This is a genomic window from Streptomyces sp. NPDC054796 (assembly GCF_053611545.1).
This window is the reverse complement of record NZ_JBSHAO010000001.1, coordinates 296,451-318,749: the sequence shown is the minus strand read 5'-3', so window position 1 is coordinate 318,749 and position 22,299 is coordinate 296,451. Positions and strand designations below refer to the sequence as shown.

At 71.5% G+C, this 22,299-nt stretch carries 17 protein-coding genes; 7 read left to right on the top strand and 10 right to left on the bottom strand.

Annotated elements, in window-relative coordinates:
* Positions 1 to 132: 132 nt before the first annotated feature.
* From ACWGJ2_RS01395 to ACWGJ2_RS01365, 7 genes are all read right to left on the bottom strand, one after another.
* A complete protein-coding gene (locus ACWGJ2_RS01395; protein WP_453343843.1) occupies positions 133 to 1,989 on the bottom strand; it encodes an ABC transporter ATP-binding protein in 1,857 nt (618 codons plus the stop codon).
* A 4-nt stretch (positions 1,990 to 1,993) separates the two neighbouring features.
* Positions 1,994 to 3,067, bottom strand: coding sequence for an LLM class flavin-dependent oxidoreductase (locus ACWGJ2_RS01390; RefSeq protein ID WP_453343842.1), 1,074 nt, complete (start codon positions 3,065 to 3,067; stop codon positions 1,994 to 1,996).
* A complete protein-coding gene (locus ACWGJ2_RS01385; protein ID WP_453343841.1) occupies positions 3,064 to 3,525 on the bottom strand; it encodes a lasso peptide biosynthesis B2 protein in 462 nt (153 codons plus the stop codon). The genes ACWGJ2_RS01390 and ACWGJ2_RS01385 overlap by 4 nt, the downstream gene beginning before the upstream one ends.
* A complete protein-coding gene (locus tag ACWGJ2_RS01380) occupies positions 3,522 to 3,791 on the bottom strand; it encodes a lasso peptide biosynthesis PqqD family chaperone (RefSeq protein WP_453343840.1) in 270 nt (89 codons plus the stop codon). Before ACWGJ2_RS01380 ends, ACWGJ2_RS01385 begins: the two co-directional genes overlap by 4 nt.
* The gene (locus ACWGJ2_RS01375) at positions 3,788 to 5,560 is read right to left on the bottom strand and encodes an asparagine synthase-related protein (RefSeq protein WP_453343839.1); all 1,773 of its coding nucleotides are present in this window, start codon (positions 5,558 to 5,560) and stop codon (positions 3,788 to 3,790) included. The genes ACWGJ2_RS01380 and ACWGJ2_RS01375 overlap by 4 nt, the downstream gene beginning before the upstream one ends.
* A gap of 153 nt (positions 5,561 to 5,713) precedes the next feature.
* Positions 5,714 to 5,860, bottom strand: a complete 147-nt coding sequence (locus ACWGJ2_RS01370; protein ID WP_453343838.1) for a lasso RiPP family leader peptide-containing protein — start codon at positions 5,858 to 5,860, stop codon at positions 5,714 to 5,716.
* A gap of 63 nt (positions 5,861 to 5,923) precedes the next feature.
* On the bottom strand, positions 5,924 to 6,052 hold the full coding sequence (locus tag ACWGJ2_RS01365; RefSeq protein WP_453343837.1) for a lasso RiPP family leader peptide-containing protein: 129 nt from the start codon (positions 6,050 to 6,052) through the stop codon (positions 5,924 to 5,926).
* A gap of 443 nt (positions 6,053 to 6,495) precedes the next feature.
* Between ACWGJ2_RS01365 and ACWGJ2_RS01360 the strand changes: the two genes are divergently transcribed.
* Positions 6,496 to 7,122, top strand: coding sequence for a hypothetical protein (locus ACWGJ2_RS01360; protein ID WP_453343836.1), 627 nt, complete (start codon positions 6,496 to 6,498; stop codon positions 7,120 to 7,122).
* A gap of 24 nt (positions 7,123 to 7,146) precedes the next feature.
* On the opposite strand, the gene ACWGJ2_RS01355 is transcribed toward ACWGJ2_RS01360, so the two are convergent.
* Positions 7,147 to 7,899 carry a LuxR C-terminal-related transcriptional regulator gene (locus ACWGJ2_RS01355; protein ID WP_453343835.1) on the bottom strand — a complete coding sequence of 251 codons (753 nt, stop codon included), beginning with the start codon at positions 7,897 to 7,899 and terminating at the stop codon, positions 7,147 to 7,149.
* Between the two features lie 544 nt (positions 7,900 to 8,443).
* Between ACWGJ2_RS01355 and ACWGJ2_RS01350 the strand changes: the two genes are divergently transcribed.
* From ACWGJ2_RS01350 to ACWGJ2_RS01340, 3 genes are all read left to right on the top strand, one after another.
* Positions 8,444 to 9,523 carry an AfsR/SARP family transcriptional regulator gene (locus tag ACWGJ2_RS01350; RefSeq protein ID WP_453343834.1) on the top strand — a complete coding sequence of 360 codons (1,080 nt, stop codon included), beginning with the start codon at positions 8,444 to 8,446 and terminating at the stop codon, positions 9,521 to 9,523.
* A gap of 392 nt (positions 9,524 to 9,915) precedes the next feature.
* On the top strand, positions 9,916 to 14,880 hold the full coding sequence (locus ACWGJ2_RS01345; protein WP_453343833.1) for an alpha/beta fold hydrolase: 4,965 nt from the start codon (positions 9,916 to 9,918) through the stop codon (positions 14,878 to 14,880).
* A 347-nt stretch (positions 14,881 to 15,227) separates the two neighbouring features.
* Positions 15,228 to 15,599 carry a hypothetical protein gene (locus tag ACWGJ2_RS01340; RefSeq protein WP_453343832.1) on the top strand — a complete coding sequence of 124 codons (372 nt, stop codon included), beginning with the start codon at positions 15,228 to 15,230 and terminating at the stop codon, positions 15,597 to 15,599.
* On the opposite strand, the gene ACWGJ2_RS01335 is transcribed toward ACWGJ2_RS01340, so the two are convergent.
* Entirely contained in the window at positions 15,569 to 16,213 is a 645-nt protein-coding gene (locus ACWGJ2_RS01335; RefSeq protein ID WP_453343831.1) for an isochorismatase family protein, read from the bottom strand. The genes ACWGJ2_RS01340 and ACWGJ2_RS01335 overlap by 31 nt on opposite strands.
* Before the next feature lie 165 nt (positions 16,214 to 16,378).
* Positions 16,379 to 17,032, bottom strand: coding sequence for a TetR/AcrR family transcriptional regulator (locus ACWGJ2_RS01330; RefSeq protein ID WP_453343830.1), 654 nt, complete (start codon positions 17,030 to 17,032; stop codon positions 16,379 to 16,381).
* A gap of 166 nt (positions 17,033 to 17,198) precedes the next feature.
* On the opposite strand from ACWGJ2_RS01330, the gene ACWGJ2_RS01325 reads away from it, so the two are divergent.
* The 3 genes from ACWGJ2_RS01325 to ACWGJ2_RS01315 all read left to right on the top strand — a co-directional run bounded on the left by ACWGJ2_RS01325 (position 17,199) and on the right by ACWGJ2_RS01315 (position 22,199).
* A complete protein-coding gene (locus ACWGJ2_RS01325; RefSeq protein WP_453343829.1) occupies positions 17,199 to 18,104 on the top strand; it encodes an alpha/beta fold hydrolase in 906 nt (301 codons plus the stop codon).
* A 150-nt stretch (positions 18,105 to 18,254) separates the two neighbouring features.
* A complete protein-coding gene (locus tag ACWGJ2_RS01320) occupies positions 18,255 to 19,796 on the top strand; it encodes an alpha/beta hydrolase (RefSeq protein ID WP_453343828.1) in 1,542 nt (513 codons plus the stop codon).
* Between the two features lie 810 nt (positions 19,797 to 20,606).
* Positions 20,607 to 22,199 carry an MFS transporter gene (locus tag ACWGJ2_RS01315; RefSeq protein WP_453343827.1) on the top strand — a complete coding sequence of 531 codons (1,593 nt, stop codon included), beginning with the start codon at positions 20,607 to 20,609 and terminating at the stop codon, positions 22,197 to 22,199.
* Positions 22,200 to 22,299 lie beyond the last annotated feature (100 nt).

Sequence of the window (22,299 nt, the reverse complement as noted above, 5' to 3'; positions counted from 1 at the left end):
TTTCCCAGGTGTGCCCTGCACGGACCGTTGCGACGATTTCACCGAGGCGATGCGGAAGCCGGAGTGGAAAGAAGCTGCCTCGATAGCTTCCTCGGTCCGCCCGGCGAACCGGCTGGACGCTCATCGGGGGGCTCACGCGGGCCGGGAAGTGAGCAGTTGGGTGGCCGCGAGTTCGCCGTACAGCCGGTCCGTGGTGACCAGTTCGCCGTGGGTGCCGATGGCGCGGACCCGGCCGGACTCCAGCACCACGATGCGGTCGGCCATGGTGACCGTGGACAGCCGGTGGGCGACGACCAGGACCGTCGTCTCCCGGGCCACATCCGCGATGACCTCACGCAGGGCGTGCTCGTTGGCGGCGTCGAGCTGCGACGTGGCCTCGTCCAGCAGCAGGACACGCGGGGCGCGCAGCAGGGCACGCGCGATGGCGACGCGTTGTCGCTCGCCTCCGGACAGCCTGACGCCTCGGTGGCCGACCGGGGTGTCCAGCCCCTGGGGCAGGCCACGGACCAGCCCGGTGAGACGCGTGCGTACCAGGACGTCCTCCAGCCGTCGCTCGTCGGCATCGGGCGCCGCGAACAGCAGGTTGTCGCGGAGTGTGCCGGAGAGCACGGGGGCGTCCTGCTCGATGTACCCGAGCGCGGCCCTGAGGTCGGCGAGCGGACGGTCCCTGACATCGGCACCGTCCAGGAGGACGCGGCCCGAGGTGGGCTCGTAGAACCTCTCCAGCAGCGTGAAGAGCGTGGTCTTTCCGGCTCCCGACGGGCCGACCAGCGCGGTCATGCCGCCGGGGACCGCGGCGAAGTCGACGCCCCGGTGGACGTCGGGGAGTCCGGGACGGTAGCGGAAGACGACGTTTTCGAAGACGACGGTGGCGGGGGTGCCCGGCTTCCTGAGCACCGACACCGGCGGCGCCGACTCCCCTGGCGGGCGCGACGGCCGCGACCGCCGTGCGGGGGCGGAGGCGGGAGCGAGGGCGGGGGCGGGGGCGGGGGCGTCCAGTGGGTCGACTTCCAGCCGCTCGGCCTCCCGCAGCCGTGCGACGGCCGCCGCCGAGACATGGAACTGGCCCACCGCCTGGATGAGTTGGGAGATCGGGTCCATCAGGTAGAAGAGGAACAGCAGGAACGCCACCAGGGTCGCCACGTCGATGGCACCGGAGGCGACCCGCGCTCCCCCGACGGCCAGCACCGTGAGGAACGAGAGCTGGACGGTCAGCCCGGCGGACGTTCCCATGAGCGACTGCCACTTCGCCGCCGCCACCCCGCCACGCCATGCCTCGTCCACCGCACGGTGCACGACGGCCGTCTCCCGCTCCTCGGCGCCCGACGCCTTGACGGTGCGCAGGGCGCCCAGGGCCCGTTCGAGAACGGCACCCATGTCACCGACCGAGGACTGCGCACGCGCGGTGGCGGCGGAGATGCGCGGCAAGGCCGTGACCACCACCCCGCTCACCATCGCCGCGACGCAGACGCTGACGCCCAGCAGCACCACGTCGAGCATCCCCATCATCACCAGCACCCCGGCGAGGCCGAGCACGCTGATGGTGGCGGAGACGACGGACTGCGTGGTGATCTGGCGCAGCAGCGTGGTGTCCGAGGTGACCCGTGCCATCAGGTCGCCGGGCTCGCTGCGGTCGAGTTCGGACACCTTCAGACGCAGCAGCCGCGCGACGAGCCGCCGCCGCGCGCCGCGGACCACGGACTCCGCCGTGTGCGCCAGCAGATACTGCCCCCACGCCTTGAGCGCGGCGCCCAGCAGGACCAGCACGGTGAGCAGTGCGAGCGCGCCGGTGAGGCCGTCCTGATGCTGGAGGCGGTCGATGAGGGCCTTGGCCGCGAGCGGCTGACCGAGCATCGCCGCGGCGCCCGCCAGCCCCAGCAGCGCGCCGAGGATCAGTCGGCCACGGACCTGACGCACGTGCTCCAGCAGCACCCGGAAGGTCTCCCGGAGGGAGAGGGACGCGGGGGACGCGGAGGCAGTGGGGGACACGGGCTCAGACACCGGCCCCGGCCCCGGCCCCGGCCGGAACCGTCCCGGCCCACTGCCGTACGACGGGGAAGACCTCGGTAGCGAGCCGTTCCAGGCTCCGCAGAACGGATGCGGTGTCCCCCGCCGACTCGACCTGACACATCACACGGCCGCAGCCCGAGGCCGAGATGTGGTGCAGCAACCGGTCGACACATGTCCCGGGAGATCCCACCGGCTGGGTGGTCAGGAGCTTGTCCGTGATACGGGCCACGTCCTCCGGCGTGGCGGAGGGCTCGCCCGGGCGCTTGTTGAGCGACGCCGTGAACTCCGCCTGGGCGCGCATCAGTTGTGCCGTCTCCCGCTCCGTCCCGGTGACCTGCGCGAAGACGGCGAAGGCATGACGGTGACCGTGCGACGGTACGGGCGGGCCGCCCGCCTCCTGTGCCGCGCGCTCGTAGAGCGCGCGCATCTCGGCCTTGGCGTCGGGGTCCTTGTCGAAGAACAGCATCACCGGCAGCCCGCGTTCGGCGGCCACGGTGAGCGACGCCGGTGAGCCCGCCGCCACGTACACGGGCGGGTGCGGCCGCGTCCTGGCAGCGGGGACCAAGCGTAACGCCGGTCCGTCGTCGGCAGAGACGCCGGGAGTGTCGGGCACCGTACCGCGCAGCGCGGCCAGCAGGCGGTCCAGGGGCTCGGCGACCCCCGCGCGCCAGGCGTCCAGCCCCCGGCCCATGACGTCGTGCTCGGCGCCCGGCACACCACGTCCTACCCCGAGGGTGAACCGTCCCGACGAGAGGTGGTCGAGCAGGTTCGTCTGCTCCGCCACGTGCACCGGCTCGTGCAGTGAGAGGACCGTGACAGCCGTTCCCACGTGGATACGGGAGGTGGCACCCAGCAGATGAGCGGCGAGGGTGAGCGCCGAGGAGCCGACCGCGGCGGGGTTGAAGTGGTGCTCGGTCACCCACAGGTCGTCGAGGCCGAGGTCCTCCGCGTGCCGGGCGAGCCGCAGCGTACGCGCGAAGACCTCGCTCTCGTCCTGGCCCTCCCGACGGGCGGTGGTCAGCAGGAGCCCGAACCTGATGTCGTTGCACGGGGTCATGACGGCCTCCGGTTTCCGGTGGTGGCGGATGCGGGTGCGGGTGCGGGTGCGGGAACATGCAGCATCTTGTGGAAGAGCAGAATGTCCTCGCTCTCGCCCACGGGACGGCCCTCCGCCTCGACCCAGGCGTGCGCCCGGAACGGTTCGGTGCGCACACCGGTGCACCACTCGGGCCATGTGCCGTGCATCCGGCACAGCAGTACGGTTGCCACGGAACGCTGGAGACACCCCAGGCCCGCACACTTGCGGCTGACGGTCACCACGGCCTGGCGGCAGTCCAGCGCCTGCCCGTACGCGGCGGGGCGCGCCCGGCGGGCCACCGCACTCAGCACACGGCGCTGCCGCCCCGGCGACAGACGGATCAGCAGCCAGGCGATGGACACGGTGAGGCGGGCGAGCGTCCGCAGCCGCAACGGCACGTCGGCGCTGCGCTGTTCGGGTACGACGGGGAAGCTCATGAGGTCACCAGCCGGGCGTCGGCGAGCTGTTCGAGCAGCGCCCGTACATCGGCGGCGACCCTCTCAGGATCCTCGCCGAAGCGGGTGCTCAGCTCCTCCACGATGGCGGGAACGGCCTTGCTCTCCATGAGGAGCTGGACCACGACGGCGCCGACACCGTTGAGCATCCAGTAGCGCCCCGTCGTCACCTGGAGCAGCACCATGCCGTCCTCGGTCGCGGTCGCGATCACGTCGGGCGGGAGTGTGTACGTCACTTCGTGCGTCATGAGGCGCGGGCTCCTTCCGTGCTCCGCCGCCGCTCGGCGCGCGCGGCCTCCACCGAGCGCAGCCACGATTCGCAGGCGAGGGTGTGCACCATGGGAATGAAGGTCCTGGACATCGGATGCGGTGCCGTCAGCACCGCGCGGACCGCCGGCTCGTCGACCAGTCCGCGCTCGGCGAGGAGCATGCCGTCGCAGAGTTCGAGGAGTTCGCGCTTGTGCCGCCGCACCCCGGCGTACACGTCGGCGCTGAACTCGCCCTTGGTGGTGCGGCCGAGTATCGCGTCGGGAACGGTGCCCCGCATGGCCTCGGCGAGGACGGGTTTGGCGCGAGCCGCGCTGAACCGGTCGATGAGCCGTGAGGAGAGTGCCGCTTCGACGACCTGCCCGTCGAGGTAGGGCGCGTCGTACCCCACTCCGTGGCGCAGGGTGCGCCGGTTGGTGAGCCGGAGCTGGCTGCCGCACTGGCGGACGCCGTGCAGTATTTGGTGCTGTGTGGGGTCGTACGAGTACGGCTCCGTCTCTCCAGCGGCGGAACGGAGCATCGCGGCGCAGGCGTGCACCGCGTCCGTCGTGACCCAGACGGGAAGTCGGGGATACCCGCCCCAGCCGGTGACAGGCTGACGGGGGCCGCCTTCTTCCGTGGTCAGCTCTCGCGCGGCAGCCCTGAGCCAGTCCCCGTAGCCGGGGTTGTGCAGGATGTTGCGGGTCATCGCGCCCAAGGGCCAGCGGAACATGCTGCGTGCGGCCCTCATGTGCGGGATCGAGCGCAGCGGATGGCGCCGGGGGAGGGTGTGGTACGCGGATGGCGCGGGGGAGAACAGTTCGTCACCGCCGTGCCCGGTGAGCTGGAGCGACGCTCCACGCTCCGCCAGTTGCTCCGCCGTATGGGCGATGCGGGACTTCGTCCTGGACCAGGCGTACGGCGCTTCGAGGTCGTCGTCCAGGCTGAGCTGATCGGCGAACGACGCCGGGCACTCCGTCGCTTCGATGACCAGTGGCTCGCTGTTGGCCAGCCAGGCCCCCGCACGCACCGCCCACTTGGCATCGTCGTTGGCGGCGTCCTCGGCGTCATGACAGACGGTCACGATGCGGCTGTGCGTATCGATGTGCCGCAGGGTGAAGGCAAGGCTTGTGGAATCCATACCGCCGGAGAGGTCGCACGCGAGCAGCGCTCCGGAAGCGGCTCGTGCGGCGGCGGCGTTCAGCAGAGTGGCCTTGACCCTCTCCGCCGCCTCGGTGAGCGGCACCTCGTCGTCGGGCGGGGCCCACCAGCGGAGCGGCCGGGCCGTGCCGTCGGGGGCGAGACGTACGTACTCCCCCAGCCCCAGGCATGTGACGTTCTGCCAGAGCGTCCGTTCGTTCAGCGGCCAGGGGGGCTGTGACATGAAGTGGCCCAGCATGCCGATGTCGTCGATGGCACCGGCCGTCAGCTCAGCGAGGATATCCGGCCGGTCAGCGGCCAGTGACGTACCGCCGACCGTCGTCCAGAACACCTCGTGCGTTCCCGAGAGGGAACCCTGGACCCGCGTCACGCCGTCGACGGACGCGATCAGATGGAAGCTCCCCGGTACGGACCGGGCGAGCGTGTCGAGCCGCTCCGGCCCACGGGCCTGGGCGAGCGCCCGGTCGAGAGCCGAGGTTGTCGTCAGGGTGGAGCCGAACAGCGCGATGCGGCTGCTGCCGTACGCGCCGAGGACCACCTCGTCGTCGTGCCACGAACCGACGATCCACGGACGGCCCGAGGCATGGTGCAGGCTCCGTTCGCGCTGCACGAAAGGGATTCCCTCCAAGACGGCAGTGGCGTCCTGGGAATCGGGCAGAACAAAGAATTGCATGGTTTCTCCGCTCTTGATGAGGGCCGCCCGGAACAAGAATGCGGGTGCCGGGTGAAATGCTTCACCCGGCACCTCAGCCCTGGAGGAGTGTCAGCAGTCGTAGAACCAGCAGGTAAAGTCCAGTTCCCAGCCCCAGGTGCCCTGCCCCAACGTGCGGTCCCTGAAGTCACCGACCTCGACCAGCGCGGGCGTCTCATACGACAGCTGCGCTTCCATCGTCTTCACCTCTTCTTTCATCACACGGTGGATGTGCGGGGGCCAGGTGGCGTGCCGTCCGGCCCCCGCGCCTGATGCGCCAGTTCAGCAGCCCAGGAACCAGCACTGGTTCAGGTCGTCCCAGCCCCAGGTACCGCGGGAAAGGGTCAGCTCCGCGAAGTCACCGACCTCGACCAGCGCGGGCGTCTCGTACGACACGGTCTCTTCCGTCATGATGACCATCCTTCGTCTTCGGTGATCTCTGATGTCCCGGCAGGAACCGAGCCCTCACCGGGCACCCCACCGGACATCACGAAACCTAAGAAACCCGCGGTCCCGAACGCATGGGTCACGCGGTCCCATAAATGTCCCGAAGCTGTCCCGGGACATGGACAGGGAAAGCGCCGCACCGGCACAGTGCATGACGCACTGCCAGTACATGAAGATGGCAGGAGCCGAGAAAAAGGGGGAGGCCATCCATGAAACAGGACATGAAACAGGAACCGGTATGGGATTCCGGAGTTCCGCATGGCCGGAGGGCGCTTCTGCGGGGCGCTCTCGGAATCGCCGGAGCCGCGGGGATGGCGGCCACGGTGCTGAGCGGGCCGTCGTGGGCAGCGGAGAGTCAGCGTCGGCAGACCCGGCAGGGGGATCCGGAGTTTCCCGACGTTCCGGGAATGCTGGGCGACCGGCGTGCCAATGATTTCTGGTACCAGTTCGACGAGGTCACCTACTTCCAGCAGTCGCCGGAGATCGCAGCGGCATACGAGGCCATCGGCGCGCACGTAGGCGGGAATCCGCTGAAGGGCGTGCGCGACGCGTGGACCGAGCTGTCCCGGAGTTCCGGCTATCCGGCTTCCTTCGCCACTTTTCTCCGCCCCGTACGAGACGCGCTCCAGGTGCTGTCGTCCGCACAGGTCGGCGTGTTCGAGACGTACTACCGGAAGGACCCGCGCGGCGTATTCGCGACGATGTCGTACTTCGCACAGGGCGTGCTCTTCGACCCGCGCCGGGCACCGGTGGAATCCGAGGTGCACACGATGGACGGTGACCCGCCGCTCAGCTATCACACCTGGCACGCCTACAGCTACGCGAACGTACTGCTGGGAATCGACCGCCGTTTCTGGACCTCCTTCATCCCCCTCAACGGATTCGCCTGGGGCCTCCAGATGACCGCGAAGCCCGACACCAGGACCGTCAACCCGCCGCAGCCCCGAGACGTCGTGGCGCGGATGGCGGCCTCCTGGCTGCCGGGCGGCGTAGAGGGCACCGACACCCGTCTGCTGGACTACCACCGCTCGTAGCCCTCCGAGCGAGCCGGCTCGCGTTCAGCCGGGGCTTCCGGCTCCCGTACCGGCCGCACGGGCACGGGCCGTCGCGGCCGACCTGTCCTTCACATCGAGTTTGGCGAAGATGTGGGACACGTGGTTGCGCACCGTCTTTTCCGAAAGGAAGAGACGGCGTGCGATATCGCGGTTCGGCAAGCCCCGCGCCAGCAGGTCGAGCACCTCGTGCTCGCGCGGGGTGAGTTCCGGGAATGCCCCGGGCCCCCGAACGTCGCCGACCGTGGTGAAGCAGCGCCGCAAACACTCCGCCGCTCCCGGCCCGAAGACCGCTCCCCCGCCCGTCACCGTGCGTATCGCGCGCATCAGTTCATCGCGGTCGGCGGACTTCCCGAGGACCCCGTGCACACCGGACCGGACCGCCCTGACGACCTCCGCGTCGGAGTCGGCCGTGGAGACGATGAGCACCCTCACCGGGCGAGGGGCCAATAGTTCTGCCGCCCGGCCGATGAATTCGGCCATGGGAATCCCCACAGCGGCCGGATCCGCGAGAATCACGTCCGGTCCCCGACGGAGGCCGAAGCGGAATGCGTCGAGCGCCTCTCTCCCCGTGGCAGCCTCTCCCGCGATCCGCATGTCCCGGCTTCCCTCGACCGCCGCGCGGACTCCCGCGCGGAACAGCGCGTGGTCGTCCAGCAGGAAGACGCCGATGACGCTTCGGGCCCCGTCGGCCACGGCAAGAACGGCTGGCCGGTTTCGTCGGGGGAAACTGGAGAAGGCCGCATTCTCGTGCGCCATTTCACTCATGCGATGCCACCAGGCGCCCTCCCGGTCTCCGGCGCCACGGCGCCGGACCTGGCGGATGCACCAGCCCTCCGACCTGTCTTCCCGTGCTCCTCGACGATCACCGCAGTGCGACTCGCGGACATCTTCATCCCAGTGCTCCCTTTTCGCTCGGGAATGACATGCCGCCTGCCGTCCGGGGCCTTGGCTTACCGGCGGGCCGGTACGACAGCGGCTGTTGCGGGGAGACTTCAGCTTCCAGGGAGCCCGTGGCACTTCCGTAGCAGATCCGTTGCGTCCCGCACAGCCACCGCGATGTGTGTTGTTGCGCGGAAGAACGGCTGCACAACAACGTCCGACGGTGGAATCCTCACAGCAGAACAGCAGAACAGCAGACTCAGCCCCTTGGAACCCGCCGCGCCCCGGGAACGGGGGACTGTGCCCGCACTCCCGTGTGTGGCGCAGCCGCGCGGTGGCGTACCGGGTGAGCCGTCCGGGCCCAGGCATTGACCATCGAAAAGCCTGGCGTGCCGTGCCCAGAAAAGATGGGGGAAATGACATGGAAATCACCGTGCGCCTGCTGGGCGCACTCGATGTGACGTCCGGAGGACGACATCTGAAGATACCGACGGGAAAGCTGAGCATCGCGCTCGCCTCTTTGGCGCTGCACCACGGACGCACCCTGCCGGTCCTGGACCTCGCAGAGTATTTATGGGGCACCGAGCTGCCGACGGCTCCACGGGCGACGATCCGCAGTTACATCAAACGCCTGCGCCAGACCCTGGACCCGACCCAGGGAAGCGGCCGGGACGGCACATCCCTCATCGAGGGCGGGCGGGGAGGCTACGCCCTGAGTGGTACCCGCGTGGCTGTCGACGCCACCGAGTTCCGGGCACGGCTGGGACACGCCTCGGAACTGCGCGCCGCGGGAGACACCCACGGGGAGAGCCGCACGTTGGACTCCGCACTGGAACTGTGGCGGGGGCCGCTGCTGGCGAACGTGGACGCTCCGGAGCTGATGCTGGGCGCGGTACCGCTGCTGGAGGAGGAGAGGCGGCGCGCGCTGCACCGGCGCGTCGCACTCAGCCTCGACGGACTCTGCGGCGGCGATCCGGGCGCCTACGTGCCGCGGCTCCGTCAGGCCCTGGCGTGCGATCCGTTGCAGGAACACTTCTGGAAACAGCTCATCCTGGCCCTCCAGCGCTGCGGGCGCTCGGCCGAGGCGCTGCGGGAGTACGAGAGATGCCGACGCCTGCTCAGCGAGGAACTCGGTATCGCCCCCGCGGCGGGTCTGCGGCAGCTCCACCAGACGCTGCTCGCCGACGGCGCGGACCAGCACGCGGCCGGACACGACGACGGAGACGTATCACCGTGGCCGACCGGTACGGGCGAGCGAGCTGCCCTGCTGCGCAGCCTGCTGGCAGGACGGCGCAAGCACGTCCCGCCACACGAGCTGCCGGCCGGATTCCAGCGCATGCTGACCGGCCACCCGCGTGCCACGGCGGCCGGCCCGGGGCCGCTCGCCCCGGCCGCACCACCGTCCAAGGGCCGACGTGAGACGCGGTACACCTCCAGGCGGGTACGGACACCGCGCTACCGCACCGGCAGGAGCGCCGACGGCGGCCCGGGCCGCGCATGACCTTCGACGACGCCAGAAGGACGCCAGAAGGCGGTGCCGGCGGGAGACCGGTCGGCACCGCCGGTGGGCCGCGAGGGCCGGTCCCGAGACGAAGGCCGCGGCGCCGTGGCCGTTGTCGAGCCGGGTTCGACGTCGGAGACCCACAGTGGGGTGCTGTTGGGGGCGGACCCGTACCGGGAGGCTGAGGCTGACACGGGGCTGAGGGCCTGGGCGAGGTGAAGGGAGCCCTGCCTGTCAGCCCCCCGTTCACCTCATCGGGTGGTTTGGCCGGCCGCAGAGGTTCCCGCCCGGCGCGTCGAGCAAGAGGAGGACGCCACCCTGATCGGGTCTGCGCGAGACGCCCGAAGACCGTGGCTGCCGGGCGCTCGTCCTTCTTCGAGTCGGGGGTAGGCGTGTCACGTACAGACGATCTGTCGGCCGAGCGGCGTTTTCTGGCCGGAGTCAGGGCCAGGGCAATGGCGCACGGCTCCGTGCAGGACTGCGAGGTCTTCGCCGGATCCGGCGTGCGGGGTGCCCGCGCCATCGTCCACCTCGTGGTGCGGGGCCCGCTGGACCTGGCCGCCTTGGAGGCGGAGCTGACGGGCGGCGAGCCGGGCCGGGTCGCCCTGTGCGTGGTCGGCGCCCTGGAGGCCGTGCGGGGACGGGAGCGGCCCCCGGTCGCGGTGCTGGACGACGATCTGCTCGGCGCCTGGCAGCGGACGGCCGACCGCCTGGTCGGACCCGGTGTGCTGTCGGTGGGCCGGGGCGCGGTGCGCGAGCCGCTGGGTCAGCTGCCCCTCGCACCGGATGCCGTGACCGGCGTACCGCCACGGGCCGTTCCGGAGAAGGAGGGCAGGAGGGCCGCGCCCGGGGACCGCGTCGCGGGCGACGGGGCGGCGTCCGCGTCGGCTCCGCCGTCGCTGGCGGACGGCGGCCCGCCGCCGCCCGGTCTGCCCGGGTCTGCGGGGGACGTCCTGCGCCGGGCGGCGGCCCTGCGGCCGGAGCAGACGATCACGCATCTGACCGGGGCCGCTGAGGAGGTGCAGAGCTGTGCGCAGCTGCTGGCCGACGCCTTGCGGGTGACCGGCGGGCTGCGCCGGGCAGGGGTGTCGCCGGGCGACGGCGTTCTGCTGCAACTGCCGTCCAGCCGGGCGTTCCTGACCGGTCTGTGGGGGTGTCTCCTGGGCGGGTTCGTGGCGGCCCCGGTCGCACGGCCCGAGGCGTACGCGGCGGACGCCCCCGGGCTCGACCGCGTGCACGACGTCTGGCAGGCCCTGCACCGGCCGGCGGTGCTGGTCGAGGAGGCCGACCGGCGCGAGCTGACGGAGCTGGCGTGGCCGGGGCTGCGGACGGTGACGCCCGAGGAGTGCCGGGAGCTGCCCGCGGCGCGGGCGGCCGCGGTACCGCCGGAGGCGGTCGCGCTGCGGCTGTGCACCTCCGGCAGCACGGGAACGCCCAAACTCGTCGAGTTGACCCATCGCGCCCTCGTCGCCGAGGCCGCCGGCACGCTGGACGCACTCGCGTACACGGCGGACGACACCACCCTGCACTGGATGCCGCTGGAGCACGGCGGCAGCATCGCGATGACACACCTCAAGGACCTGATGGCGGGGTGCGCGGAGGTGTTCGCGCCGACGCGTCTGATCCTGGGCGATCCGCTGCGCTGGCTGGACCTGCTGGAGCGGTTCGGCGCCACCGTGAGCTGGGCACCGAACTTCGCCTTCGGCCTCGTCGTGGAGGAGCTGACCCGGCGCGAGGACCGCTCCTGGGACCTGTCGCGGGTGCGCGGGCTGCTGAACGGCGGCGAGGCGGTCGCGGCGCGCACCGTGCGGGCCTTCCTGCGGCTGCTCGCGCCGCACGGCCTGGCCGGGGACGCCGTGTGGCCGGCATGGGGCATGTCGGAGACCTCGTCGGGGGTGACCTACGCCCGGTTCCCGGGCGGCACCGGGCCCGGGGACGCCGCCCCCGACGGGAGTGACGGCGCCACTGACGGCGCCGGTGACGGCGCCGGTACCGACCTGGGGCGGCCGGTGGCCGGGCTGCGCCTGCGGGTCGTCGACGGGGAGGGCCGGGTCGTGCCGGAGGGGACCGAGGGCCTGTTGCAGGTCCGCGGCGCCCAGGTCACCTCGGGGTATTTCGAGAACGCGGCGGCGAACCGGGCGGCGTTCACGGCCGACGGCTGGTTCGACACCGGTGACCGCGCTCTGCTGCGGGGCGGACGGCTGACCCTGACGGGCCGGCTGCGGGACACCGTCATCGTCAACGGCGTCACCCACCACGGCCACGAGATCGAGGCCGTGGTGGAGGAGCTGGACTGCGTACGGCGCTCGTACACGGCGGCCTGCCCCCTGCGGCTGCCGCACTACGCCTCCGACAAGCTGGCGCTCTTCGCGGTCCTGGCGCCGGGCGCTGACGAGGCGGCGGCGAGGGAGCGGATCGCGCGTACCGTGCTGCGGGCGTTCGGGCCGCGCCCCGACTTCGTGGTCTTCGTCCGGCCCGAGGAGGTGCCGAAGACGGAGCTGGGGAAGATCCGGCGCAAGGAGCTGGCCGAACGGTTCGCGCGCACGCTGGACGAGGAACGTCCCACGGTGCCGGCGTGGTTCCTGACGCCCCGGTGGACGCCGGCGGCGCTCCCGCCCCCAGCGGAGGTGGTGCCGCCCACCGGTCCTGTCCTGGTGATCGGCGGGAGCGAGAGCGAGGACGGGAGCAAGGGCGATGGCGAGGGGGAAGGTGCAGGTGCAGGCGGGGGCGAAGGGCCCGCCGTGCGGACCGGCCCCGGGCTCGGCGGGCAGGTCGCGGCGGCGGTACGGGAAGGGGGCCGACGAGCCGTCCTGGTGCGGCACGGCGCCCGGTTCGCTGTCGTGGCGGACGACGAGTTCGTCCTGGACACCGGTGACGCCGCCCAAGTGGGGCGGCTCACCGCCCAGTTGACGGAGCGCGGGCTGCGCCCGGCGCAGGTGGTGCACGCCCGCCTGGCCGGGCGGCGCCCCCGGTACGCGACGGGGCAGGAGCTGGTGGACGCCCACGTCGAGGGCCTGACCTGGCTGCCCGCACTCGCCGGCGCGCTTGCCCCCGGACCGGCCGTTTCCGTGCTGGTCGTGACCGCCGCCGCCGAGCAGGTCACCGCGGCTGAGCGGGTCTGCGCCGCCCGTGCCGGGGTCCACGGCCTGGCGGCGAGCGCCGCGCATGAGCAGCCGTGGCTGAGGGTGCGCTGCCTGGACGTCGAGCCCGGTGACCCGGAGGCCGCCGGTCACGTGCTGGCGGAACTGGACGCCGAGTGCGGTGAGCCCCGTACCGCCTACCGCGGCGGGGTACGGCTGGTCTCGCGGCTCGCGCCCGCGCATGCGCCTGCGCCGGGCACGGCCGTGCCGGTGGCGGACGCGGTGCGCGGCGGCCGGTACGTGCTGACCGGCGGGGGCGGAGGCGTCGCCGCCGTCCTCGCCGAGCACCTGGCCACGGACCGGGACGCCCACGTCCTGCTGCTGGGGCGCTCGGCGGCGCCCCGCCCGGACGCCGGGCGGGTGCGGTACGCGCGGGCCGACGTCACCGACCCGGCGCGGCTCCGGGAGGCGGTGGAGGAGGCGGAGGCGCGGTGGGGGGCGCCGGCCGACGGCTTCTTCCACCTCGCCTGCCACATGGAGGAGGCCGCCCTCCCCGACGTGGACGCGGCCCGGCTCGCGGCAGCGGTCGCCGCCAAGCTGGCCGGCGCCCACACCCTCGCCGCGCTCGCCAGCGAGCGGCCCGGCGCTTCACTCGTGGTGTTCTCCTCGGCGTACGGCAGGTTCGGCGCGCCAGGACAGGCCGCCTACGCCGCCGCCAACTCCGCGCTCGACGCCTTCGCCGCCGACCGGCGGGCGCGGGGCCTGGACTGCCGGAGCATCGCCTGGGGCATCTGGCAGGAGCGCGGTGTCAGCCGGGGCCCGGCCTCCGAGGGCCTGGGCGCCGATCTCGGATATCCGCCGATGGAGGCCGCCCAGGCGCTGACGTCGCTGCGGGTGTGCGCCGCTCTGGCCGAGCCCTGTGTCCTCGCCGGTGTCGACCCGGACGGCCGGTACGTCCGCTCCCACCTCGCCGCCGCGTCCCGCCCGGTGCACGGCGTGGTCGCCCGCACCCCCGACCCGGAGCACGCGCGGACGGCAGCCCCGCTGCTGGAACGGGTCCGCGTGACCGACCGGCACGGCGTTCCGGTACCGTGCACGGTCGCCGTGGGCCGCCTGTCACCCGCCGCTGCCCCCGCCACCGGCGCCGAGGAGGACGTCCTCGCGGTGTGGCGGGAGATCCTCGGGCTGCGGGACATCGGCGTCCAGGACGACTTCTTCGCCCTGGGCGGCGACTCTCCGCGGCTGGCCCGGATGCACACCCGCCTGGAGGAGCGGACCGGCCGTCAGATCTCCTGGGCCCGGGTGCTGCGCTGTCGTACGGCCGCCTCCGTCGCCGCGCTCCTCGACGACCGGGGCACGGGCGACGCCGTGCACGTCACCTACGGTGGCGCGCAGTACAGCTACCGCGTCGTCGGCGACCTCTCCCCCGGCACCGTCCCCGTCCTGGTGGCCGGCGGCGTCTTCCAGGACATGTACGCCCTGCCCCGCCTCGAACAGCTGCTGCGCGGCGGCGGACCCGTCGTCATGACCGACCTGCCCGGGACCGACGGTACCGGCGAGGCCCTCACGGAGGCGGACTTCCCCTGCCTTGCCGACTGCCTCGCCCACCTCCTGGACCACGTGGGCGTCGACCGCGTGGACCTGGTCGGCGTCTCCTACGGCGGCGCCGTCGCCTACGAGTTCGCCCACCGGCACCCCGGGCGGGTGCGGCGCCTGGGCCTGGTCGGGACCGCCGTCACCTTCGGGCCCGACGCCGGCGACAAAGTGGCGGCGCAGGTGGAACTGCTGCGCGAGGAGCGCTACGACGAGTTCGTGGACCAGGTCGTCGCCACGACGCTATGCGGCGATCAGGACGTGGTCGTACGGGGCCGGGAGGCCGCCCGTTTCCTCGTCGACAAGACACTGCGGGAGGCCGCCCCGCTCAACGCCTCCCGCTACCTCGTCGCCCTGGAGCGCAGCATGCCGGCGCTGCGGGCGCCCGGCTCCGGGTTCACCGGGCCCGCCCTGGCCTTCACCGGGGAACACGACCGGACCACGCCGCCCGCCGTCGTCCGGGAGTGCGCGGCCTCCTTCCCCGGCGCCCTGTTCACCACCGTCCGGGACGCCGACCACCTGCTCGTCGTGGAACGGCCCGAGGAGACGGCAGAGCTCCTGCTGCGCTTCTTCGCGGGCGAGGAGCTCGACGCGGTGGACTTCTGCGGGCCGGTGGAACGCCTGTCCCAGGCGGTCCCGCGGCGGCAGGCGGCTTCGGTGCGTCGAGGGGTCACGGGTTCGTGAGTTTGCCGGTCACTGATCTCCGGGCTCGGGGATCCTCGGGCCGTGATCGGGCGTCGGAGGGCAGGTGTACGGCTAGCGAGAGCGACACATAGTGACGCGGAGGACAAATGAGCTGGACGGACAAGGAGTTGGGGGCCTCGCACGAAGGTGCCGGTGGCGCTGTTGGCTGATGGGAGTGAGCCCAAGCCTGTCTATTTCGATGCCGGGAGCGGTGCCGGAGACTGCGAGGCCGTCTCCCATTGGTGGATCTACGACGGGACGTTGGGAGCGCCACTGGCCGCGTATCTGCGCGGCTCGTGCGCGTGTGGGTGGCGAGGCGAGATGCGCTGCCCGGTCGTGAGGCGGAGATGACCGATGATCCCCGTGGCATCGACACCACGGGTCCGTGCCAGGACGGGGAGCGGCACATCGAGGAGGTGCGGGGCCGCACCGTGCCGCTCCCCGAGGAGTTGGAGGGTTTGCTGGCGCGGGTGGAGCAGCAAGTCGCCGCCCTGATGTGTGACGCGCCGCCGGCCGCGCTGCGGGCGCCGGCCGGCCTGGAGCGCATCTTCGGGGACCTTGCTCCGGAGGCGGCGTACGCGGTGGAGGCGGACGAGCTGGGGGCGTCGCGAACTTGTGGACGCGGGCCCCTTCCGGAAGGCCCGGAGCGGGCGAGGAGCGGGGATGATGCCCGCCCCTCGCAAGGGACTCAGGCAGTCGTGGCGGCGCGCTTCCCCTGATCGACACCGTTGACGAAGGCGCGGGCGCCCATGGCCATGGCCGGCATGTTCTCCTGCATCAGGCGCATGCGGTGCGGGGCGTCGTGGAACTTGGGGTCGAGCTGGAACTCGGCCGCAACGGAGAACCAGGTCACCGGCACCGCACCGGCCTGGATCATGCGCTGCACCGCAGCATTGTGGGCCTCCGGTGAGGGGCTTCCAGAGGCATCGACGACGACGTGCACGCGGTAGCCCTCGCGCAGGCCGCCCAGCACGGTTTGCAGCACGCACCCGTCGGTGGCGACGCCGCCGATCACCAGGTTCTGCCGGCCCTCCGCCCGGACCGCCTGGGCGAACGACTCGTCGAGGAAGGAGTTGAAGTCGACTGCCCTCTCGATGACCGGCTGGTCACCGATGGCCTCCAGCAGCTCCGGGTAAAGCGGACCGGACGGCTTGCTGGACTCGCCGTTGGTCACGACCAGGCCACTCCCGTACCACTTCGCCGTCTTGGCCAGTCCGACGACGTTGTTGAGGTGCTCGGCAAGGGGGTGGGACCGCAGCAGGTTGGCGAAACCGACGGCGTAGTCGACAAGGACGACGGTGGTGTTGTCGGGACTGAGGGGCTCAGGGGTCATGACGGAACTGCTCTCTCATCGAAAGAGGTTGTGTCAGCACGAGGCCGCTCACCCCTTGGTGACCATTTGGACACTAGCGAGGTTACGGCGGTTGCCGACTAATGTCCAAGCGGTCACTTAACAAGAGCCGCCGAACTCCCCGGCGCCCCCTCGGCGGTCATGACCTCACCCTCCGGACGCAGGGGCCCCGTCGACCGGATGGACGATCGGGCGCAGCAACTCGGTCAGGTGCCGGGCCAGTTCCGCCGGCTCCATCGCGGCGAGCGCTCCGGCGCGGACCACGTACCGGCTGAACGCGACCCCCAGCAGCACCGAGCCGAGCAGATCGACCCGCTCGTCGACGTTCGGCCCGGTAAGCACCACGCGATAGGCGCGCGCGCTCTGCGCCTGCATCGTCAGGTACAGGTCGGTCGCGAGAGGATCGTCCGCCGCCGCGCTGCGGATCAGGGCCACCATCGGATCGGAGCTCCTCGCCGCCTCCATCCGCTCGACGAACGCCGTCGCGATGCGCTCCGGCAGCCCCTCCGTACCACCGGCCAGGATCGCTTCGAGGTCGCCCGGGCCCTGGACCGACGCACGGAGCAGCCCCTCCTTCGAGCCGAAATGACGCATGACGAGTCCGTGCGTCACGCCAGCACGGGCGGCCACACCACGGATCGTCATACGGCTGTAGCCGCGCTCGTACAGCTCACGGCGGGCAGCGTCGAGGATCGCTCGCCGGCTCGCCTCGGGGTCGCGCCGCCGACGGGTCGCCGACGGTTCTCCCGGCGACTCCACCGCGCGGCCGGGAGCCCGTCGGCCTTCCTCTGAGGGGTTCATGATCGAAGTATACAAGTGGTCATCAACGCGAACGCCGCGTACGCTCCTAGTAACCACTTGGTCATTAGGGGATTCCCGTCATGGCTCAGACGGAGCACCTCGTAGTCCTCGCCCTCTTCACGACCACCACGACCACCACGACATTTGAGAGAAACGGAGCATCGTCATGACACAGGGGCACTCCTCACCCGTCCTCCACTCGGCGGTTCACCGCCTCACCGGCATGGACCGCCACACGGTCACAGTCGATGGGCACCGGCTGAACGTCTTCACCGCGGGGACCGGCCCGGAGACCATCGTTCTGGTCCCCGGCATCCCCGACTCGTCGGCGGTCTACCGGGGCCAGATCCCCGGACTCCTGGAAGCCGGTTACCGGGTCATCGCCCCCGACCTCCTCGGACAGGGGGACTCGGACATGCCGGCCGAGGTGGCGAGCTACACGATCGCGAAGGACCAAGAACGCCTGTGGGCGATCGTCGACGAACTCGGCGCGGAGACCTTCCATCTCGTGGGTCATGACCGCGGGGCGGCGTCGACGTGGGCCATGGCCGCCCACCGCCCCGACCGGGTCAGGTCCTACGTCGCACTGAGCATCGGTCACCCCGGCGCGCGGAGGTACGCGGCGTACGAGCAGAAGCAGTTGTCGTGGTACATGCTGCGAATGCTGTTCTCCGACGCCGAGGACTGGTTGCGCAGCGAGACAGAGGGCGAGGGCGGCCCCTGGTCGACGTTCCGCTGGTGGGTGGGCAACCACCCCGAGGCCGACGCCTGGATCGCCGATCTGGAGAGGCCCGGCGCGGTGCGGGCGATGCTGAACTTCTATCAGGCCAACATCCACCCCGTGCACGCGAAGATCAGCCCGGTCCCCCGGGTCGAGGTGCCGACGCTCGGAATCTGGCCGGAAGGAGACATCTACAGCAGCCTCGAACAGATCGCACGCTCCGGCGAGTGGGTCGACGGCCCCTGGCGCTTCGAGCGACTGCGAGGCGCCGGTCACTTCCTCCAACTCGACCGCCCCGCCGCGCTCACCCGCCTGATCCTGAGCCACACCGAGGCGTACCGCGCCGGGTAGTGCTTCGTCACGTGGGCTGATCTCGCCGGGTGGTGGGCACCTTCGTGGCGGTGCCTTCGACCGGAGTCGAAACGTGCCTAGCCCTTGGGCGTAGAACAATGTGCCAGCGGGGCTGATGTGCCGTCATCGCAGTCGCCATAACGTCGCGGCATGTCGAAACAGCAGGTCCTGAGAAGAGGACTTCGGACGCACCGCAAGAAGCTGGCTCTGACCCTGGCGGTGACCGCGACGGCGGTGGCCGTCATACCCGGAGCATCCGCGGCGATGAGGGACACACCGTCGGCGCCGGAGACCCTGCGGTGGGGCTCGTGCCCCGAGAAGGACGGGACGCGCAAGGCCGGCGCGGCAGACGCCGACGCCGCTTCCCGGCTGGAGTGCGCAACGCTCAAGGTCCCGCTGGACTACCGGCACCGCGATGGCCGAAAGATTGACATCGCGGTCTCCCGGCTGGCGAGCAAGGACCCGGCGAAACGCCGCGGTGTGCTGCTGACCAACCCGGGCGGCCCCGGCGCCCCCGGCCTCGACTATCCCGCCCTTCTCGCGGCCTCCGGACTGCCGAAGAGCGTGCTCGACTCCTACGACGTGATCGGCTTCGACACCCGCGGTGTCGGCCGCAGCACACCGGTCACCTGCGACCAGACCAAGCCCCAGTTGCGGCGCGGCGCCTTCCCCGCGTACGCGCACTCCTCGGCCGACGTGACCCGGGAGGCGGCGCACGCCCGCAGCATCGCCCGGCAGTGCGCTACCTCCCGTAGCGCCTGGATGCTGCCGCACACCACGACGGCCAACGTCGCCCGCGACATGGACCGTATCCGGACAGCGCTGGGCGAGGACAAGATCTCCTACCTCGGTGCCTCCTACGGCACCCGGCTCGGCGCCGTCTACGCCACGCTGTTCCCCCATCGCGGCGATCGGATCGTCCTCGACAGCAACGTCGGCGCAGGTGGCTACGACCGCACCGCCTTCCGGCAGTTCGCCCGCGGGATGCACGACCGCTTCCCCGACTTCGCCGCGTACGCGGCGAAGCACCCTGAATACGGGCTGGGCCGCACACCGGCGCAGGTGAAGGCCACGTACTACCGGCTCGCCGCCCGCCTCACCGCCCACCCGATCGGCACCACGGACGGTATGCAGTTCCGCGGACTGACCTTCGAACGCCTCTACAGCAACGCCTCCCTGCCCGCGTTGGCGAAGGCGTGGCAGGCACTCGCCCAGGGCAAGCCCGTACCGCCGACCTCACCGCTGGACGACGAGGCCGAGAACACGGCCGCCGCCCGCCACCACGTGGTCTGCGCCGACTCCCGCTGGGCGCGGTCGCTGAACACCTACCGGCGCGCCGCTGCGGCGGACCGGCTGCGGTACCCCATGCTGGGCGGCTCCACCGGCAGCATCACGCCCTGCGCTTTCTGGCCGCGCAAGGGCATCGAGAAGCAGGTGAAGGTCGGCGACCGAGGCCCGTCGAACGTGCTCATGGTCCAGAACCAGCGGGACCCCGGCACCCCGCTCACCAGCGCGAAGACCCTGCGACACGCCCTCGGCCAGCGGGCCAGGATGGTCACCGCCGACCAGGGAGGCCACGGGCTCTACCCCTTCGGCACCAACACCTGCGCCAACGACGCCACCACCACGTTCCTCACCACCGGGCACCGCCCCTCCAAGGACCTCACCTGCGCCGCCGAGCCGGACGCGTAACGAGAGGCCCGCCGGCCGCGCACACCAGTGCGCCAGGATCCCTCACAACCACACTTCTGAAGACCAGCCGGGCCGCGGAGGAGGCGCTGAGCGCCTCCTCCGTGCCGTATTCCCCGCTACGCGACAGCCGGTATCACGAGGACTGCACCGAGAACCTGGGACTGGCGCTGAAGTAATGCTTTTTGCTCGCCTTATCGGGCGGTGTACTCTGCCACGAACAACTTGCGGCGGGGTTCCCCGCCGTCGACGCGCACCGTGCGCCCCGGCCGGAAGGAGGCGAGAGACATGGACCGTTCCGAAGTAGTTGCGGCCATAGTTGCCCCCGGCCGTGTGCCTTCGTTCCTCTAGCGGCGCGCGGTAAGCCTCAAGCCCCTCCCTGCGGCATCTCCATGAGCTGCCTTCGCCTGTGCGCCCCTTGGCCGTGCGGGCCGCAGGCCGCGCGCCCGTGAACGGGCACCCTTGCTGGTCGCCGTGATGCCGGCCTGCTCCGAAGCCGCCTCAGTGGCACGCGGACGCCGGTCACGCGTCAGATCCTTCATCGACCAGTGGAACAGCAGCGCTACCGACCAGCACGCGAGCAGCCCACTCACGGGCCGGCCCGCCGGCTCGGCATGCCCGGTTGCTGCCCCTGCCCGCGAGCGGCAGGCACCTGGTCGGCGTACCGCGATCAGCTCACCACCGAAGTGCGTCGACACGCGTAGGCATGCCGCGACGGGCATCGACGCCTTCGGCACGCGTCACCGTTCTCCGGCCGCGCGACGCCCCCTGCCCAAATGCCTCGACAGCACCCTGACTCGAAATGTGATCTCCATGAGCAAACAGCGTCACCACAGGACAACCGCCCATGACGGGGCAACCGCCGACAGGGAGTCATCCGCCCCGCACACCCCCGACAGGTCCACGGGTTCCAGCCGGCCACGGACGACAGCCCGCACCTCCGACGCCCCCGCCACGGCGGCGCCCGACCCCAAGCGCTGGTGGGCACTCGTCGTCATCTCGCTCGCGCAGCTGATGGTGATCCTGGACGGGACCATCGTGAACATCGCCCTGCCCTCCGCTCAGCACGACCTGGGCATCTCGGACTCCAGCCGGCAGTGGGTGATCACCGCCTACACGCTGGCCTTCGGCGGTCTGCTGCTGCTCGGCGGCCGCGTTGCCGACCTGGTGGGCCGCAAGCGCACCTTCCTCATCGGCCTGGCCGGCTTCGCAGCGGCCTCGGCGCTGGGCGGCGCGGCAGCCGATCCCGGAGTGCTGTTCGCGGCGCGTGCCCTCCAGGGCATGTTCGGAGCCGTCCTGGCACCCTCGACGCTGTCGCTGCTGACGACGACGTTCACCGATCCCGAGGAACGCGGCAAGGCGTTCGGGATCTACGGCGCGCTGGCGGGCGGCGGCAGCGCGTTCGGCCTCGTGGTGGGCGGTCTGCTGACCGAGTACCTGAACTGGCGCTGGTCCCTGTACGTCAACGTGCCGATCGCCGCGGTCGCCTTCTTCGGTGCCCTCGCCTTCCTGGACCACCGCCCGGGCCTTCCGGGCGTGCGCCTGGACATACGCGGCGCGCTGCTGGGCTGCGGCGGAATCGTCGCCCTCGTGTACGGCGTCAGCGAGGCCGAACCCCGGGGCTGGGCAGACCCGCTGGTCCTCGCGCTGTTCGCGGGGGGTGTCGTCCTGCTCGTCGGCTTCGTGGTGTGGCAGAGCCGCGCGGAGAGTCCGCTGCTGCCTTTGCGGATCCTCAAGGACCGCAACCGGATGGGGTCCTTCGCGACGATGGGCCTGGCTACCGTCGGCATGTTCGGCGTGTTCCTGTTCCTGACCTACTACTTGCAGGTCGTCCTCGGCTACTCGCCCGTGGAAACGGGCCTGGCGTTCCTGCCGATGTCGGCGGCGATCGTCGTCGGCGCGACGCGGATCGCGGCCCGTCTGCTGCCCCGCACGGCGCCGCGCGCCCTGATGGTGTCCGGCATGGTGCTGGCGGCCGCGGGCATGGTGGTGCTGACCCGCTTGACCGTGCACTCCGGGTACGCCACCCACGTCCTGCCCGCGCTGTTGGTGCTCGGCCTGGGCATGGGCCTGACGTTCATGCCGGTCTACGCGACGGCGACCGCCGGAGTGGCGCCGGCGGACTCGGGCGTCACGTCCGCGACCGTCACCACCTTTCAGCAGGTGGGCGGTTCCCTCGGCACGGTGCTCCTGAACACCATCGCCGCGAGCGCCGCCACCCGCTACGTCACCGAGCCGCTGCGGGGCCCGGCCCAGAAGGATCTGGTCGCCGCCGAAGGCATGGTGCACGGCTTCACCGTCGCGAGCTGGTGGTCGGCGGGCGCCCTGCTGCTCGCAGCCCTGGTGGCGGCCTGCGCGGTCACGGCCAAGGCACCGAAGCGCGCTGAGCGCGACCCGCGCTCCTAGAAGGCTGATGAAGATCTTGGTGAGGGCTGTCCGGCCGTGAGGCCGGACAGCCCTCGTGGCCATGTACCGGCTGGTGCGCGGTGCCAGGTGCGAGGTGCCA